The 17,096-nt window shown below is 72.9% G+C and carries 15 protein-coding genes; 9 read left to right on the forward strand and 6 right to left on the reverse strand.

The genetic code is table 11. The annotated features are described in order from the left end of the window. Positions 1–98 precede the first annotated feature (98 nt). Entirely contained in the window at positions 99–1,214 is a 1,116-nt protein-coding gene (pdxA, locus tag ME121_RS05340; protein ID WP_059408454.1) for a 4-hydroxythreonine-4-phosphate dehydrogenase PdxA, read from the forward strand. A 10-nt stretch (positions 1,215–1,224) separates the two neighbouring features. Next, positions 1,225–2,103, forward strand: a complete 879-nt coding sequence (gene rsmA / locus ME121_RS05345; protein ID WP_012317559.1) for a 16S rRNA (adenine(1518)-N(6)/adenine(1519)-N(6))-dimethyltransferase RsmA — start codon at positions 1,225–1,227, stop codon at positions 2,101–2,103. Positions 2,104–2,146: 43 nt separating this feature from the next. On the opposite strand, the gene ME121_RS05350 is transcribed toward rsmA, so the two are convergent. The 3 genes from ME121_RS05350 to ME121_RS05360 all read right to left on the reverse strand — a co-directional run bounded on the left by ME121_RS05350 (position 2,147) and on the right by ME121_RS05360 (position 5,131). Then, positions 2,147–3,121: a TIM44-like domain-containing protein gene (locus ME121_RS05350; protein ID WP_059408455.1), complete on the reverse strand. Its 975-nt coding sequence runs from the start codon at positions 3,119–3,121 to the stop codon at positions 2,147–2,149. Between the two features lie 173 nt (positions 3,122–3,294). Next, positions 3,295–4,392, reverse strand: a complete 1,098-nt coding sequence (locus tag ME121_RS05355; protein WP_024831073.1) for a two-component system sensor histidine kinase NtrB — start codon at positions 4,390–4,392, stop codon at positions 3,295–3,297. Positions 4,393–4,498: 106 nt separating this feature from the next. Further along, positions 4,499–5,131: a S24 family peptidase gene (locus tag ME121_RS05360; RefSeq protein WP_012317556.1), complete on the reverse strand. Its 633-nt coding sequence runs from the start codon at positions 5,129–5,131 to the stop codon at positions 4,499–4,501. Positions 5,132–5,447: 316 nt separating this feature from the next. Here ME121_RS05360 and ME121_RS05365 point away from each other — a divergent pair, with 316 nt between their 5' ends. From ME121_RS05365 to ME121_RS05380, 4 genes are all read left to right on the forward strand, one after another. Further along, positions 5,448–5,798: a DUF952 domain-containing protein gene (locus ME121_RS05365; RefSeq protein WP_059408456.1), complete on the forward strand. Its 351-nt coding sequence runs from the start codon at positions 5,448–5,450 to the stop codon at positions 5,796–5,798. Further along, positions 5,795–6,871: a quinone-dependent dihydroorotate dehydrogenase gene (locus ME121_RS05370; protein WP_059408457.1), complete on the forward strand. Its 1,077-nt coding sequence runs from the start codon at positions 5,795–5,797 to the stop codon at positions 6,869–6,871. Before ME121_RS05365 ends, ME121_RS05370 begins: the two co-directional genes overlap by 4 nt. Positions 6,872–7,116: 245 nt before the next feature. After that, complete coding sequence (locus ME121_RS05375) at positions 7,117–9,414, forward strand: FdhF/YdeP family oxidoreductase (protein ID WP_059408458.1); 2,298 nt, start codon at positions 7,117–7,119, stop codon at positions 9,412–9,414. After that, positions 9,411–9,719 (forward strand): MarR family transcriptional regulator, encoded by a 309-nt coding sequence (locus tag ME121_RS05380; protein WP_059408459.1) that lies wholly within the window; start codon positions 9,411–9,413, stop codon positions 9,717–9,719. The genes ME121_RS05375 and ME121_RS05380 overlap by 4 nt, the downstream gene beginning before the upstream one ends. Positions 9,720–9,821: 102 nt before the next feature. Here the strand turns inward: ME121_RS05380 and ME121_RS05385 are convergent, their stop codons facing one another. Continuing rightward, a complete protein-coding gene (locus ME121_RS05385; RefSeq protein WP_012317551.1) occupies positions 9,822–10,715 on the reverse strand; it encodes an HpcH/HpaI aldolase/citrate lyase family protein in 894 nt (297 codons plus the stop codon). A 215-nt stretch (positions 10,716–10,930) separates the two neighbouring features. Here ME121_RS05385 and ME121_RS05390 point away from each other — a divergent pair, with 215 nt between their 5' ends. Next, positions 10,931–11,272, forward strand: coding sequence for a YMGG-like glycine zipper-containing protein (locus tag ME121_RS05390; RefSeq protein WP_012317550.1), 342 nt, complete (start codon positions 10,931–10,933; stop codon positions 11,270–11,272). Between the two features lie 28 nt (positions 11,273–11,300). On the opposite strand, the gene ME121_RS05395 is transcribed toward ME121_RS05390, so the two are convergent. Then, positions 11,301–12,665 (reverse strand): MATE family efflux transporter, encoded by a 1,365-nt coding sequence (locus tag ME121_RS05395; RefSeq protein WP_024831079.1) that lies wholly within the window; start codon positions 12,663–12,665, stop codon positions 11,301–11,303. A gap of 142 nt (positions 12,666–12,807) precedes the next feature. Next, the gene (locus tag ME121_RS05400) at positions 12,808–13,161 is read right to left on the reverse strand and encodes a DUF6460 domain-containing protein (protein WP_012317548.1); all 354 of its coding nucleotides are present in this window, start codon (positions 13,159–13,161) and stop codon (positions 12,808–12,810) included. 275 nt (positions 13,162–13,436) lie between these two features. Between ME121_RS05400 and ME121_RS05405 the strand changes: the two genes are divergently transcribed. Next, positions 13,437–14,393, forward strand: coding sequence for an alpha/beta hydrolase (locus tag ME121_RS05405; protein ID WP_012317547.1), 957 nt, complete (start codon positions 13,437–13,439; stop codon positions 14,391–14,393). After that, positions 14,390–17,071, forward strand: coding sequence for a ligase-associated DNA damage response DEXH box helicase (locus ME121_RS05410; protein WP_059408491.1), 2,682 nt, complete (start codon positions 14,390–14,392; stop codon positions 17,069–17,071). Before ME121_RS05405 ends, ME121_RS05410 begins: the two co-directional genes overlap by 4 nt. The last annotated feature ends 25 nt before the right edge of the window (positions 17,072–17,096 follow it).

Below are 17,096 nucleotides of genomic sequence, written 5' to 3' on the forward strand. Positions count from 1 at the left end.
CGCGGTCCCATCGCGCGCCGGGCGGCGGGATCCGGCTCCGCGCACGGCCGCGCTCTGCCGAGGATGCGCCCGCGCCGCGCGGGCGCTATAGAGCGCCCATGCCGCCCCTCGCCCTCACCCTCGGAGATCCCGCCGGCATCGGTCCGGAGCTGGCGCTCAGCGCGTGGCTCGGTCGGGGCGGCGCAGATCCGCTGCCGCCCTTCTTCCTGGTGGCCGACCCGGACTTCGTCGAGCGCCTCGCTCACCGCCTCGACCGCCCCGTGCCGGTGGCGGAGGTGGATCCCGAGACCGCCGCCGAGGTGTTCCCGCGCGCGCTCCCCGTGGTGCCCCTGCCGAGCGGCGCCCGCGTCGCCGCCGAGCCGGGCGTACCCGATTCGGTGAATGCCGGCGCGACCATCGAGTCGATCACCGCGGCGGTGGAGTTCGTGAAGGCCGGGCGCGCGGGCGCGGTGGTGACCAACCCGATCGCCAAGTTCGTGCTGACCCGGACGGGCTTCGCCCATCCCGGCCACACCGAGTTCCTGGCCGCCCTCGCGGTGCCGCCCGGCGTGACGCCGCCCCGGCCGGTGATGATGATCTGGAGCGCAGACCTCTCGGTGGTGCCGGTGACGATCCACGTCCCGCTGAAGGACGTGCCGGACCTGCTCACCCAGGAGCTCGTCGAGGAGACCGCCGCGATCGTCGCCCGCGACCTGCGAGAGCGGTTCGGCCTGCCCGAGCCGCGCCTCGTCCTCGCGGGTCTGAACCCGCACGCGGGCGAGGCCGGGACGATCGGCCACGAGGACCGCGACGTCCTCGCCCCCGCGGTGGCACGGCTGCGGGCGCGGGGCATCGACATCCGCGGGCCACTCCCCGCCGACACCCTGTTCCACGCCCGCGCCCGTGAGACCTACGACGTCGCCCTCGCACCGACGCACGACCAGGCCCTCATCCCGATCAAGACGATCGCGTTCGACGACGGCGTGAACGTCACCCTCGGCCTGCCGTTCGTGCGCACCTCCCCGGACCACGGCACGGCCTTTGACATCGCCGGTAAGGGCGTCGCCCGGCCCGACAGCCTCGTGGCGGCCCTGCGCCTCGCCGACCGGCTGGCCACCAACGCGGCGGCGCAGGACGAGGCCCCCGGCGGGGCCGAGATCATCCCGTTCAGCGTCTATGCCGGCCGGCCGCGCCCCGCGGGGGCCCGCCATTTCGATCCCGAGGACGAGCTGTGAGGGACCCAGCATGAGCGCCGGGGACGGGCTTCCGCCGCTGCGCGAGGTGGTCGCCCGCCACGGCCTGGAGCCGAAGAAGGCGCTCGGCCAGAACTTCCTCTACGACCTCAACCTGACCGGGCGGATCGCCCGGGCCGCCGGTCCCCTCGCGGGCGTGACGGTGGTGGAGGTCGGTCCGGGACCCGGCGGCCTCACGCGCGCGCTCCTCGCCGAGGGGGCCGCCCGCGTGGTGGCGATCGAGCGCGACCCGCGGGCGCTCCCGGCGCTCGCCGAGATCGCCGCCCACTATCCGGGACGCCTCGAGGTGGTCGACGCCGACGCCCTCGCCTTCGATCCGCGGCCGCTGGTGGGCGACGCCCCGGCGCGGATCGTCGCCAATCTGCCCTACAATGTCGGCACGGCCCTGCTCACCGGCTGGCTCGACGGGGAGGCCTGGCCGCCCTGGTGGGATCAGGCCGTGCTGATGTTCCAGCGGGAGGTGGCCGAGCGGATCGTCGCCGGCCCGGAGGAGCGGGCCGATTACGGCCGGCTCGGCGTCCTGTGCGGCTGGCGCACGGAGGCCGAGATCCTGTTCGACGTCAGCCCCTCGGCTTTCGTGCCGCCGCCGAAGGTCACGTCGAGCGTGGTTCGGCTGGTGCCCCGCGCCCAGCCCCTGCCGTGCCGCGCCGGCGCGCTCGAGGCCGTCACCCGCGCGGCCTTCGGCCAGCGCCGGAAGATGCTGCGCCAGAGCCTCAAGGCCTTGACCCCCGCGGCCGGCGACCTGCTGGCCGCCGCCGGCCTGTCCGAGACCGCGCGGGCCGAGGAGATCCCGGTGGCGGGCTTCGTCGATCTCGCCAATCGGTGGGACGCGCACAGAAAGGCCGGCGCCCCGGTGGGGACGCCGGCCTGAATGAGCATCGTGACTCCGGCCCGAAGGCCGGAGCGCGATCGGATCACCGGGTCTGCTGGATCGCCGAGAGCACCCAGCCGCGGCCGGGCTGGCGCAGGAACGTCCAGAGCTCCGTCGCCTCGGACGAGTCCGTGGAGACGACGCGGCCGCTCGACCGCTCGATCATCACGTCCTTGAGGGCGTAGCGCATGGCCACGGTCGCGTAGTCGGTGCGGTCCTCGCCCCAGGCCTCCGCGAGGTCGCCCTGCAGCAGCTTCACGTCCGAGATCTTGTTCACCACGCCGCGGGCCGCGTTGCCGCGCAGCTCCTCGTCGAAGTAGCCGACCATCTCGGGCGTCGACAGGTTACCCAGGGTCACCCGATCCTCGCGGGAATAGGCGTCCTGAATGTCGCCGAGCAGGCGCTCGAAGGCCTGGTAATCGGCCGGTCCGATCTGCACCGGGCGCGTCTGCGGCGGGCGCTGCCCACCGCGGAACATGCTGCCGGCGGCGGGGCCGCCCGGAGCGCCGCCCATCGGGCCGCGGGCGCCCGGCTGATCGTCGAGCGACGTGCGGGCGTAGGGCGCGCCGGCGCCGGCCGGCTCGTTCCGGCGGCGGAAGAACCGCAGGGCCAGCATCACCACCAGCACGACGAGCCCGACCTGGAACAGCAGGCCGATCATCGAGGCGAGGCCGCCGAGGCCGCCGAAGAAGCCGCCGCCGAGCAGCGCGCCGATCAGGCCGGCGCCGAGCAGGCCCGCGAAGAACCCGCCGCCGAAACGGCGACCCTGCGCGGCCGGAGCCTGCATGCCCGGGCTGCCCATGCCGGGCGACGGCGCGGTCTGGGAGCGCTGCATCGTCATGCCGCCGCCCGGAGCGGTCGGCGTGGCGGAGGGCGCCGTGTAGGTGCGCGATCCGCGGGACCCGAAGGACCCACCGCCGCCCGGACGGGCTTCCGCGACGGGCGCCGCGACGGTCAGCGCAGCGGCCAGCGCCAGGAGGGCGGCCACACGCCGGCGGCGCGAAATCTCAGTAAACATGTACACGCCTCAGAGGACGAGAACCGGATGGCGCGGAGCGCCAGTGACGATATGGGAACGGTCGGGCGGCGGTTTTAGTCCAGCCCGCCGTCGCTCGGACGAGGTTTTCCACCGGATCCTCGCGCCGCCCGGACGACGCTCTCGCCGAGGCCGCTCTCCGGGACGGGGCGGCTCTAGTGGAGCGTGCGCTCGGGCGCGGCCGGGAAGGACAAGCGGACCTGCGTCCCCTCCCCGCTCCGGCTGTCGAGGGTGATGGTCCCGTTCTGCCGCTTCATCAGCCCGTGCACGATCGCGAGACCCGCGCCGCGCCCCGCCTCGTGGCTGGTCTGGAACGGTGCGAGCGCCCGAGCCAGCATCTCGGGGGACATGCCCTGCCCGGTGTCGCCCACCGCGATCCCGACGCTGCCCTGGCCCGGCTGCTGCAGGGACCGGTCGCCGGGATCTACCCGGAAGGTCGACAGGGTCAGGGTCCCGCCCGACGGCATGGCCTCGCAGGCATTGGCGACGAGATGACGCAGGGCGAACTCGATCTGCGTCGGATTGCTGATCGCCCGCGGCAGGCCCGGCGTCGCCGCCACAGTGAGGCGGATGCCGGGCGGCAGGTCGGGTTCGAGGCGCCCGGCGAGGTCGGCCACGATGGCGTCGAGGTCGACCGACCGGACGTCGGGCGCGATGCGGCGGGAATAGGCGAGCAGGTGCCGGGTCAGGATCGCCGCGCGCTCGGTGGCGTCGGCCGAGCGGGCGATCGCCCGCTGGACGAACGGCTCCTGCCGGTCCCCGAGCCGCCGCTTGAGGCCGTCGATGTAGCCGATCAGGATCTGCAGGAAGTTGTTGAACTCGTGGGCGACGCTGTTGGTCAGGAGCCCCAGGGCCTCGCGCTGGCGGGAGAGCGCGAGCGCGCCCTCCGCCTCCCGCCGGGCCGTCTCGTCGCGGATCTGGCCGATCCGGAACGGGGTCCCGGGCAGGGGCGCGGTCTCCAGGCGGGCCCAGAAGCTCGTCCCGTCCGCGCGAGCCGCCAGGAAATCCTGAGGCTCGGCGCCGGCGGGATCGAGCGGCGCCGTGCGCTGCGCCAGGATCAGGTCGAGCCCCTGCGCCACGAGTCGCTCCGCCGAGTAGCCGGCGAGCTCCTCCAGGGCGGGATTGGCGTGGCGGACACGGCCCTGCGGATCGAGCAGGAGGCTGGGCGTCGGCAGCGCGTCCAGGAGCGTGCGGGCCTCGTCCGCGAGCGGCGCGGCTTCGGCCGCGCTGTGATCCGTCCCGGGCTGCGCCATGCTGCGTTCGCGCTCAGCGGATGCGGAAGGTCCGCGACGGGCCAGCGATAGCGATGAACGGCCTCACGGCCAAGCGCCGAACCACCGTGACCCGTCCGGGCACCGCCTACTGGCGCACCCACATCACCCGCGCCATCCAGGCCACCTCGCCGAGGTTCAGGACCCGGTCCTCGTGCTCGGGGTTCAGGGAGGCCAGTTCCACGGTCCGGGCGGTGCGCCGCCGCAGCTCCTTGGCCAGGACCTCGCCGCCGTGCAAACGGACAACGACGCGATCGCCCTTGCGGACGCTGGCCGTGGGCGACACGATCAGGACGTCGCCGTCCCGGAACAGCGGCAGCATGGAATCGCCCTGGATCTCCAGCGCGAAGGCCCGCTCCTCGCCGAGATCCGGAAACTCGATCTCCTCCCAGCCGGCGCCGCCGGTGGGCATGCCCTCGTCGGTGAACAGGCGGCCGGCCCCGGCCTGCGTCAGGCCGATCAGCGGGACCATCGTGCGAGCGGGGATCTCGCGCGCCTCGATGAGCCGCAGGAACTCGTCGAGGCTCGATCCGGTGGCGGCCAGGACCTTCGACACGGATTCGGTGGACGGCCAGCGCTTGCGGCCGTCGGCGCCCACGCGCTTCGACCGGTTGAAGCTGGTCGCGTCGAGGCCGGCACGGCGGGCGAGGCCCGAGGCCGAGTAGCCGTGGCGCTCGGCGAGCCGGTCGATGGCGTTCCAGATCTGCTCGTGCGACAGCATAGCGGGCTCGGAAGCTCACCCTGAGCGGGCCGGCACCCCCGTCTCACCAGCCGGAATCCGGCTGCCTCGGAGGCACGGAGACGGTTCGCCCGCCGGGTCCGTTCGACACCCGCCGGGTACGCGCGGAGATACTTGACAATTTGCTTTCCGGATCCGCTCTGCCGGTCCGGTCAGGGCAGTGTGACGTCCAGCCTAGTCGTAGGAAAGTAGAACTACGGGCGGCAGATTGCAATCGCTCCTCGAATCACGCGCGGCGCGGCGCGGTTGCCGCCGCGGCCGGGCGCCTCTATCGCAGCGTCGTTTCGGGGGAGCTTCGATGCCGCTCATCTACAAGATCTGTCCGCGCGCCCTGTGGCGCGAGGCCGAGGCCGCGGGCCGGTTCACGGGCGCGCCGGTCGATCACCAGGACGGCTTCATCCACTTCTCCACGGCCGCCCAGGTCGCCGAGACGGCGGCCCGTCACTTCGCCGGCCAGGACGACCTGCTCCTCGTCGCGGTCGAGGCCGACGCGCTGGGCGACGGCCTGCGCTACGAGCCGTCGCGCGGCGGCGACCTGTTCCCGCACCTCTACGGCCCGCTGCCGCTCTCCGCCGTGGTCGCGGTGGACGATATGCCGCTGGGCGCCGACGGCCGGCACGCCTTCCCGGCCGGGATCCTGCCGGCATGATCGCGGCCGCCTTCCCCCTCGTCCGACCGCTGCTGCACCGCCTCGACGCGGAGCGCGCGCACGACCTGACCCTCGCCGCCCTGGCGCTCCTGCCCGCGGGCCCGCGGCCGGCGGACGACCCGCGCCTCGCCGTCGACCTGCTGGGCCGCCGCTTCCCCAACCCGGTCGGCCTCGCGGCCGGATTCGACAAGGGCGCGCGCGTGCCCGACGCGCTGCTGGGCCTCGGCTTCGGCTTCGTCGAGGTGGGCGGGGTCGTCCCGCGGCCCCAGCCCGGCAACTCCCGACCGCGGGTGTTCCGCCTCGCCGCCGACCGCGCCGTGATCAACCGCTTCGGCCTCAACAGCGAGGGGCTGCAGGTGGTGGCCGACAGGCTCCGCGTCCGGAAGGGCCGGCCCGGGATCGTCGGTGTCAACATCGGTGCGAACAAGGACTCCGCCGACCGCCTCGCCGACTACGCCGCCTGCACCGCCACCCTGGCCCCGCTCGTCGACTTCGTCACGGTCAACGTCTCCTCGCCCAACACGCCGGGCCTGCGCGACCTCCAGGGTGAGGCCTTCCTCGACGAGCTGCTCGCCCGCACGGTCGAGGCCCGGGACGCGGCGGGTGCCGGCGCGGCGATCCTCCTCAAGATCGCCCCCGACATGGCGCTGGACGCCCTCGACGCGGTCTGCGCGACGGCGCAGCGGCGCGGGGTCCAGGCCCTCGTCGTCTCCAACACCACGGTGGCCCGGCCGGCGAGCCTGCGCGAGCAGGGTCTCGCGCGGGAGACCGGCGGCCTCTCGGGGCGGCCGCTCTTCGGCCCGGCGACGCGCATGCTCGCCCAGACGCGCCTGCGCGTCGGGGACGCGCTGCCGCTCATCGGGGTCGGCGGTGTGGATTCGGCCGAGGCGGCCTGGACCAAGATCCGGGCCGGCGCGAGCCTCGTGCAGCTCTACTCGGCCTTGGTCTACGAGGGGCCGGGCCTGGTCGGGCGCATCAAGGACGGGCTCCTGCGGCGCATGAGCGAGGCCGGTGTCGCCTCTCTCCGGCACGCCGTCGGGCGCGACGCCGCCGATCTGGCCCGCGGAGATTGAGCGGCCGCGGCGCGGTGCAGCCGGTCTCGCACCGCCGCGGATCGCATCGCCGGCCATGGCGCGCGTGAACGGGACCGGGCAGACAAATTTTTTGCGGGGGCAGTTTAGAAAGGCTTTGCACAGCGGGAGCTTAGCCTGTGCCCCGTGCATGAGGGGCCTGCGCCGGCACGCCGTTGTGAGAGACCTGGAGAGACGCTTATCTCGCGGTTGCGAGACACATCGCGTCAGCCAATCCAGGACGGTTCATGGCCCAGTCTGAAGGGTCCACCAAGCGCTCCTCCGCCGCCGGCGGCTGGGGTGCTCTGAAGAGCTGCGGCAAGCACCTGCTCGGCAGCCGCGCACCCCTCACCGGCGCCCGCGCGCTGCTGAAGGCGAACCAGCCCGACGGGTTCGACTGCCCCGGCTGCGCCTGGGGCGACCCGGAGCACGGCTCGTCCTTCGAGTTCTGCGAGAATGGCGTGAAGGCGGTCTCTTGGGAGGCGACCGACAAGCGCACGACGCCGTCCTTCTTCGCCAAGCACACCCTGACCGAGCTGCGCGGCTGGAGCGACTACGCCCTGGAGGGCCAGGGCCGCCTCACGCATCCGATGCGCTACGACGCGGCGAGCGATCGCTACCTGCCGGTTGGCTGGGACGAGGCTTTCGCGGAGATCGGCGCGACCCTGCGGGGGCTCGACCGTCCCGACCAGGCCGAGTTCTACACTTCGGGCCGGGCCTCCAACGAGGCGGCGTACCTGTACCAGCTCTTCGCCCGCGCCTACGGGACCAACAACTTCCCCGACTGCTCGAACATGTGCCACGAGGCGAGCGGCGTCGCGCTGATCGACGCGATCGGCATCGGCAAGGGCACGGTCCTGCTGGAGGATTTCGAGAAGGCGGACGCGATCTTCTGCGTCGGCCAGAATCCCGGCACCAACCATCCGCGGATGCTCGGCGACCTGCGCCGGGCAGCTGAGCGCGGCGCCAAGGTGGTGGTCCTGAACCCGGTCCGCGAGCGCGGCCTGGAGCGGTTCGCCGACCCGCAGAACACCGTCGAGATGCTGCGCGGCGCCAGCCGACCCATCGCCAGCCACTACCTGCAGCCGCGCTCGGGCGGCGACATGGCGGCCTTCCGGGGCATCGCCAAGGTCGTGTTCGCGCGCGACGCCGAGGCGCTGGCGGCCGGCCGGACCTCGCTCCTCGACCGCGCCTTCCTGGAGCACCACACCGCCGGGCTCGACGCGTATCGCGCCGCCGTCGAGGCGACGTCCTGGGACGCGATCCTCGATCAGTCGGGCCTGACCATGGACGAGATCGCCGCGATGGCGGACGTCTATCTCGGCGCCCAGCGGGTCATCGCCACCTGGGCCATGGGCGTGACCCAGCACCGGCACTCGGTGGCGACGATCCGGGAGATCGCCAACCTGCTGTTCCTGCGCGGCCATATCGGCCGGCCCGGCGCGGGCCTCTGCCCGGTGCGCGGCCATTCCAACGTGCAGGGCGACCGCACGGTCGGCATCAACGAGCGCCCCTCCGCCGCCTTCCTGGATTCCCTGGAGCGCCATTTCGGGCTCGCCATGCCGCGCCGGCACGGCCACAACGTCCTGGCGGCGATCCGCGCCATGCGGGACGGCACGTCGAAGGCCTTCATCGGGCTCGGCGGCAACTTCCTCCGGGCGACGCCCGACACGCCGGTCGTGGCGCAGGCGCTGGCCTCGTGCCGGCTCACCGTGCACATCGCCACCAAGCTCAACCACGCCCATCTCGTGCCCGGCGCGGTCGGCTACCTGCTCCCCTGCCTCGGCCGCACCGAGATCGACCGGGGCGCCGAGGGCAAGATCCAGATCGTGACCGTCGAGGATTCGATGAGCATGGTCCACGGGTCGGGCGGCATCAACAAGCCGGCCTCGAAGGAGCTGCGCTCCGAGATCGCCATCATCGCCGGCATGGCGCAGGCCACCGTCGGCTCCGCCGCCATCGACTGGGCCGGGTTCGCCGCCGATTACGACCGGATCCGCGAGGCGATCGCCGCCACGATCCCGGGCTTCACCGGCTACAACACCCGGGTGCGCAAGCCGCGCGGCTTCATGCTGCGCAACCTCGCCGCCGAGCGGGTGTTCGAGACGGCCACGGGCCGGGCCAACTTCTCGGCCGACGCCCTCCCGACCGAGACCGAGCATCAGGCCGCCCGGAAGACCCGCGACACCTACGTGTTGCAGACCTTCCGCAGCCACGACCAGTACAACACGACGATCTACGGCCTGGATGACCGCTACCGCGGCGTTTACGGCGAGCGCCGCGTGATCTTCGCCCACCCGGACGACCTCGCGGAGATCCGCGACCGGCTCGGCGATCGGGTCGACGTCGTCGGCACGCACGACGACGGCATCACCCGCCGGGCGGAGGATTTCCGCCTCGTGCCGTTCGACATGCCGCGGGGCGCCCTGGCTGGCTACTACCCGGAGCTGAACGTGCTGGTGCCGCTCTCGACCTTCGGCGAGAAGAGCGACACGCCGACCTCCAAGTCGGTTCTGGTCACCCTGCAGGCGCGCGCGGCGGCGTGAGCGGGGGGCCTGACGAGGCGGCGTTCGTCGCCGCCCTCGACCGGGTCTCGGCCGCCCGGCCGGATCTCGACCCGCTGGCGGCGGGCCTCGTGGCGGCGCTGGACCTCGGCCTTCCGGGCGACAGCCGCGCCTTCGCCCGCACCTTCGGGGTGGAGCACGCCCTCGTGCTGCGCGCCCTCTCGGGCCTGGAGGAGGCCGGGCTCGTCGCCGTCACGGCGCGCGACGGGCGCACGCAGCGGACGCGCTACACGACCTCCGGTTCACGAGCTTCGGTGCCGTCGCCTCCGGCGTCATCGCGCGCGTAGCGCAGTGACCTGGGCAGCGCGATGCCGCAGAGCGTGGCGCTGCTGGATGGCCTCGTCCCGCTCGCAGGGTCGGATGTTAACCGACATCGGACGGAGCCGCGCTCAGAACCCCTTCGCCCTGATGGCCTCGGCCCAGGTGACCGCCCGGCGGTTCACGCCGAGATGCTGCCGCTCGTAGAGCCGGCCCTCCAGCTTGATCGCGCCGCGCTTGGCGTATTCCGGGCGCTCGAACGCCTCGATCACCAGCTTGGCGCGGCGCACCTCCTCCTCGGTGGGGGCGAAGGACGTGTTGGCCGGCTCCAGCTGCGTCGGGTGGATCAGGGTCTTGCCGTCGAAGCCGAGGTCGCGCGCCTGCCGGCACTCGTCGCGGCAGCCCTCGGTGTCGGCAATGTCGTTGTAGACGCCGTCGAGGATCGCGAGCCCCTCCGCCCGGGCTGCGGCCAGCGCCATCATCATCCAGGGCAGCATCGGCACGCGGCCGGGGACGATCTTGGCCCAGGTGTCCTTGGCGAGGTCGTTGGTGCCGAGGACGAGGCAGGTCAGGCGGTTGCGCGGGTCGCGCTTCGCCCGGGCAATCTCCTGGATGTTGAGGATCGAGGCCGGGGTCTCGATCATCGCCCAGATCGCGATGCCGTCCGGCGCGTCGAGGGATTCGAGCCGGTCGGCGATGCTCTCCAGCACGGCCGGGGACGAGACCTTCGGCATCAGGATCGCGTCGGGCTTGGCCTCGATGGCGGCGTGGAGATCCGCCTCGCCCCACGGGGTCTGTGGGGCGTTGACCCGGATGACCAGCTCGCGGCTGCCATAAGCGCCGCTCTTCACCGCGGCGCAGACCTGCTCGCGGGCGATGTCCTTCTCCTCCGGGCCGACGGCGTCCTCGAGGTCGAGGATGATGCTGTCCACCGGCAGGGTCTTGGCCTTGTCGAGCGCCCGCTGGTTCGAGCCGGGCATGTACAGCACACTCCGGCGCAGGCGCAGATCGGTCGTCGTGGCCATCGGCTTCTCCCTCCTGGGCCGTCGCGCGGCCTCCCGTCGTTGCGCTGCACCCTAAAGCACGAACCCGGCCGCGCCACACCCTAAAGGTCGGGGCGGGTGAGTCCCCGCGCGGTTTGATACCGCGCCGTCTCTCCGCAGATCGAAGCCCCGGTTTGGTCATGTTCCGCCGCTTAAAGGCCGACCGAAACCAATTCTCGGAGTCCGGGATCTCTACGATGCGCAAAGTCTTGGTCACCCTCGCCTTGCTCGGGACATTGGCTGCACCCGAGGCGGCCCGGGCCCAGAGCCGGACCACCCTCGGCGTCGGCTCCGGCGCGGTCGCCGGGGCGCTGGTCGGCGGGCCGATCGGCGCCGTCGCGGGGGCCGTGGTCGGCGGCTTCGTCGGGAACTCGACGGAGCGCGGGCGCCGCCACGTCCGCCGGGGCCGCCGCTACGGCTACGCAGCGCCGCGCCGCTCCTATCCGCGGCGCGCGGAGGCGGTCGTGCCGCGGACGACGGGCTCCGTGGCCCGCGCCGCGCCGCCGGCCCAGCCCACCACCTGGAAGGACCCGCGCTAGCAGGCCTCAGTGCGCGCGCGGCTGCCGCCTAGGCTGCCGGTTCGAGGGCGGCCGGGGCGGGCGTCCGGAACGTGTCCCGGGCGAGGCGCGGGAAGGCGATCGCCTGCCCGAGACCGCGGGCGCCCAGGAAGCTCACGAAGGCGAGCCACAGCCCGGTATTGCCGAAGCCCAGGCTCTCGACCAGCGCGAGGATCGCGCAGTAGGCGGCGAGCGCGCACACCATGAGGTTGCGCATCGCCCGCGTCCAGGTCGCGCCGATATAGATCCCGTCATACGCGAAGGGCGCCGCGGCGGCGAGCGGCGCCAGGGCGGCGAGGACGAGGTAGGACCGGGCCGCCTCGCGGACCGGACCGTTCGTGGTCACGGCATCGATGAAGGCCGGGCCGCCCGCCAGAGACACTAGGCTGACCGCGAGGCCGAAGCCGAGGCACCAGCGCAGGCTCAGGGCGGCGGCCGCGTCGAACGCCTCCCGGTCCCGGGCGCCGACGGCCTGGCCGCACAGGGTCTCGGCCGCCGTGGCGAAGCCGTCGAGGAAGAAGCCGCCGATCAGGAAGAGATTCCACAGGACCGAGTTCGCGGCCAGGACCACGTCGCCCTGCCGGGCGCCGAGCGCCGAGAACAGCACGATGCCGGTGATCAGCGCGAGCGTCCGCAGGATGACGTCGCCGTTGACGCTGAGCGTCCGGCGCAGCGCCGCGGCGTCGCGGAGGTCGCGCAGCGGCACTCGGAAGGGCCGGGAGCCGAGCCGCGCCAGGAGGGTCAGCCCGAGGCCGAGTCCGAGCGCCTCGGCGCCGAGGGTCGCCAGCGCCGCGCCGGCGAGGCCCAGGCCGAAGCCCAGGACCAGGGTGAGCGTCAGCGCGACGTTGGTCAGGTTGATGGCGATCTGCAGCAGCAGGCCGAGATCGGTGCGCCCGCGCCCCAGGACCGAGCCGAGCACGCCGTAGCTCGCCAGCACGAAGGGCGCTGACAGGATGCGAATGTGGAAGTAAGTCGCGAGACCGGCGATGACTGCCGCGCTCGCCCCGCTGATCGCGAAGGCGAGCTGCGCGAGAGGGCCTTGCAGGGCCACCAGGACGAGGCCGATCAGGGCGCCCGCCGCCAGCGCCCGCGCCAGGATGCGGTCGACCTCGGCGTCGTCCCGTCCGCCGACCGCCTGCGCGGTCAGGCCGGCGGTCGCCATGCGGAGCGCCCCGAACGACCAGAAGATCGCGTCGAAGATCACGGCGCCGAGGGCGATGGCGCCGAGCAGCGCCGCGTCGCCGAGCCGCCCGATCACCGCCGCGCCGACGAAGCCGAGCATCGGCGTCGTGACGTTGGCGATCGTCATGGGCAGCGCCAGGGCCAGGACGCGGCGGTTCGTCGGGCGGGCCGAGCTGGCGACGGTGTGCATCATGCCGCACGCTAAGAAGCCGAGCCCTCCGCGCAAAGCGGGGTGATCGCATCGGCGGGTTGCGATGGCGGGCGGCCGATCTGCCCGAACCCACGGCGCGCCGGGCCGTCGGGGCGCGACCGTGTCGGATCGGCCCCCGACTCCGTCAGCGGGAGACGGCGAAGAGGCGCGCGATCAGCCAGAGCGGTACGACCACGATCGCCCCGGCGACGATCCAGCCGCCGAAATCGTGGAGCGAGGCGAGCCCGACCTCCACCAGCGCCCGCGCCGAATCGTAGACGTGCCAGAACAGCCGCCCCGGCGTCAGGCCGAGCATCGACATGAAGGCGCCGACCAGCACCGACAGGAACAGCAGCCGCAGGAACACGCCGGCGGGCGAGCCGCCGAGGAACCGCCGCAGCGCGGAGGGATGGGACCGGTAGCCCTCCGCGCCGTAGGGGGCGTTCGGCGGGGCGCCCTGCTGATAGCCTTGCCGGCGCCGGTCGTGATCGACGAGCATTGCGTCCTCGTGAAGCCTCAGGGCCCTCGGATCGGCGACGAAGCGGGCGGAACCGTGGCCGGCACACCACACCGCTTCGAAACCCGAGCGCGGATCAGGCGTTGGCGGGTTTCTCGCGCGCCGTGCACATGGCAAGCGGCGTCGCGCGCGCCAAGATGCGGGACGGGGTGGATTGCGACGCGCGACTCGCGCGGCGCGGCCTCGACCAAAGGGAGAACTCCCGGGAACCGGGATTGGTGTGAGAGGCTCTGAGTGCCGACGGGACCATACGCACGATGATCGACCACGCCCTGTTCGACCCGGCGACGATCGATCCCGAGACGCTCCGGCTCAATGCCGAGATCGTCGCGGCGCACGCCGCGCTGCCCGATCCCTGGTCGCTGCCGATCGCCGAGGTTCGCGAGCGCCGCCGTCTGGGCACCAAGGCGGCCCCCGCCATGCCGCACAGCGCCCGGGCGGAGTGGCTGACGATCGACGGGCCGGGCGGTCCGCTCAAGCTCCGCGTGGTCCGGCCCAAGCCCGGCGTGAAGCTGCGCGGCGCCTACCTGCACATTCACCGCGGCGGCTGGGTCTGGGGCTCCGCCGACGAGCAGGATCCCTGGCTGGAGCGCATCGCCGACACCTGCGGCTTCGTCGCCCTGTCGGTCGAGTATCGCCTCGCCCCCGAGCATCCCTATCCGGCGGCCCTGCTCGACTGCGAGGCCGCGGCCCTTTGGCTCGCCGGTCCGGGGAAGACCGAGTTCGGCATCCACGCCCTGACCATCGGCGGCGAGTCGGTGGGCGCGCACCTCGCCGTGATGGTGCTGCTGCGGCTGCGCGACAAACACAACCTCCCGCGGGCCTTCCGGGGCGCCAACCTCAACGCCGGCTTCTTCGATCTCGGCCTCACCCCGTCGGTGCGGAACTGGGGCGAGGAGCGGCTGGTCGTGAACACCCGCGACCTGACCAAGTTCGCCGACGGCTACGTCCGCGAGGGCATCGACCGGCGCCGGCCGGACGTGTCGCCGATCTACGCCGACCTGAAGGGCCTGCCGCCCGCCCTGTTCACCATCGGCACCGCCGATCCCCTCCTCGACGACACGCTGTACATGTCGGCGCGCTGGGCCGCGGCCGGCAATGGCGGACACACGGCGATCTATCCCGGCGGCTGCCATGTCTTCGCCCGCTACCCGAGCCCGATGAGCGAGCGGGCGCTGGAGCTGATCGACCGCTTCCTGATGGCGCTCGCCTGAGCGTCCCGTCCGAGATCCTGCCGGAAGGATTCCGCGCCTGGTTCGCGGGCCGCGGCTGGGCGCCCCGGTCGCACCAGCTCGATCTCCTGCGGATCGCCGGCGCCGGCCGCTCGGCGCTGCTGGTGGCGCCGACCGGGGCCGGCAAGACGCTGGCCGGCTTCCTGCCGAGTCTCGTCGACCTCGCCGAGCGCGGGCCGCAGAAGAAGGCGGCGGGCCTCCACACCCTCTACGTATCGCCCCTGAAGGCGCTGGCGGTGGACATTGCCCGCAACCTCGACGCGCCGATCGCCGAGATGGCGCTGCCGGTGCGCGTCGAGACCCGCACCGGTGACACGCCGGCCCACAAGCGCACCCGCCAGATCAGCCGGCCGCCGGACATCCTTCTGACCACGCCCGAGCAGCTGGCCCTGCTGATCGCCCACCGCGAGGCGGCTGAGTTTTTTGCCGGACTGCGCTGCGTGGTGCTCGACGAGCTGCACGCGCTGGTCACCTCGAAGCGCGGCGACCTGCTGGCGCTGGCGCTGGCGCGGTTGCACCGGCTGAGCCCGGGACTGGCGGCGATCGGGCTTTCCGCGACGGTGCGGGAGCCGGACGAGCTGCGGAAGTATCTGGTGCCGCAGGGGCCGCTCCCCCCTCCTCCCTCTGCGAGCGGGCAACCGGGATCGCATCGCGACGAGGGTCATACGGCTGCGGAACATGACGGGGACCCCCTTGCCGGTGCAGGAGTGGGAAAGGGTGAGGGTCGGAGCCTTCCGGGAGGAGGCTCGGCCTCCTCGCGACTTTCTCCCGCGGGGGAGAGGGCCCCCGTCGAGACGCCCATGGCCGACCTCGTCACGGTGGCCGGCGGCGCGAAGGCGGATCTTCGCATGCTCGACCTCGGCCGGGCGCTGCCGATCTCCGGCCACACGGCCTGGCACTCGATGCCGGCAATCTACGAGCTCATCAAGGAACACCGGACCACGCTTGTCTTCGTGAACACCCGGCTCCAGGCCGAGTACACGTTCCAGGAGCTGTGGCGGCTCAACGAGGACGCGCTGCCGATCGCGATCCACCACGGCTCGCTCGATGCCCAGCAGCGCCGCCGGGTCGAGGCCGCCATGGCGGCAGGGCAGCTCCGCGCGATCGTCTGCACCGCAACCCTCGACCTCGGCATCGACTGGGGCGACGTCGACCTCGTGGTCAATGTCGGCGCGCCGAAGGGGGCGAGCCGGATCATGCAGCGGATCGGCCGCGCCAACCACCGCATGGACGAGCCCTCGAAGGCCTACCTCGTCCCGGGCAACCGCTTCGAGATGCTGGAGTGCCAGGCGGCGCTGGACGCCGTCGAGGAGGCCGCGCAGGACACGCCCGACGCCCGCCAGGGCGCCCTCGACGTCCTCGCCCAGCACGTGCTCGGCATGGCCTGCGCCGACGCCTTCGACCCGCTCGAGCTTTACGACGAGATCGTCTCGGCCGCGCCCTACGCCGGTCTCTCCTGGGAAGCGTTCGAGCAGGTCGTCGACTACGTCGCGACCGGCGGCTACGCGCTGCGCGCCTACGAGCGGTTCGCGAAGATCCTGCGCGGGCCGGACGGGCTCTGGCGCGTCCGCGACGCCCGCACCGCGCAGGCCTACCGGATGAATGTCGGCACCATCGTGGAGGCGGCGCGGGTGAAGGTCCGGCTCGGCCGGACCCTGCGCGGCAAGCCCGGCACGGTGTTGCCGAAGACCGGCCGCGTGCTCGGCGAGATCGAGGACGAGTTCGCCGAGACGCTCACCGTCGGCGACACGTTCCTGTTCGCGGGCGAGACCCTGCGGTTCGAGGGGCTCTCCGAGGACGAGTGCCTCGTCACCCGCGCGCCGGCCGGCACCGATCCGGCGATCCCGTCCTACGCGGGCGCAAAGTTCCCGCTCTCGACCTTCCTGGCCGCGCGGGTCCGGGCGCTCATCGCCGACCCGTTCGCGTGGGACCGGCTGCCGAAGCAGATCGGCGAGTACCTGCTGCAGCAGCGCCGACGCTCGGTCCTGCCGGGCGAGCGCGACCTCCTCGTGGAGACGTTCCCGCGGGGCAAGCGCTTCTACCTGACCGCCTTCCCGTTCGAGGGCCGCCTCGCCCACCAGACGCTGGGCATGCTGCTGACCCGGCGCCTGGAGCGCGCCGGCCTGCGGCCACTCGGCTTCGCGGCCAACGATTACGGCATCGCCATCTGGTCGACCCGCGACGTCTCGGAGCGCGCCGCGATCGATCCGGACTTCATCGGCGACCTGTTCGCGGTCGACATGCTGGGCGACGACCTCGAGGCGTGGCTCGACGAATCCGCCATGATGAAGCGCACGTTCCGCCAGTGCGCGGTGATCGCCGGCCTGATCGAGCGCCACCATCCGGGTCAGAAGAAGTCCGGCCGGCAGGTCACGATCTCGACCGACCTGATCTACGACGTGCTGCGCAAGCACCAGCCCGACCACCTCCTGCTGCGGGCGGCGCGGCAGGATGCGGCAACCGGACTCCTCGACGTGAGGCGCCTCGGCATGATGCTAGAGCGCATCCAGGGGCGAATCATCCACAGGTCTCTCGACCGGGTCTCGCCGCTCTCCGTGTCCGTGATGCTCGAGATCGGGCGCGAGCGGGTCTACGGCGAGGGCGCCGACGAGATCCTGGCCGAGGCCGAGGCGGAGCTTCTCCAAGAGGCTCTGTCCTGACCGCCGATCCGCCCTTCCCCGACGA

The sequence above is a fragment of the Methylobacterium sp. ME121 genome (assembly GCF_000974725.1).
In the GTDB taxonomy this organism is placed as follows: Bacteria; Pseudomonadota; Alphaproteobacteria; order Rhizobiales; family Beijerinckiaceae; genus Methylobacterium; species Methylobacterium radiotolerans.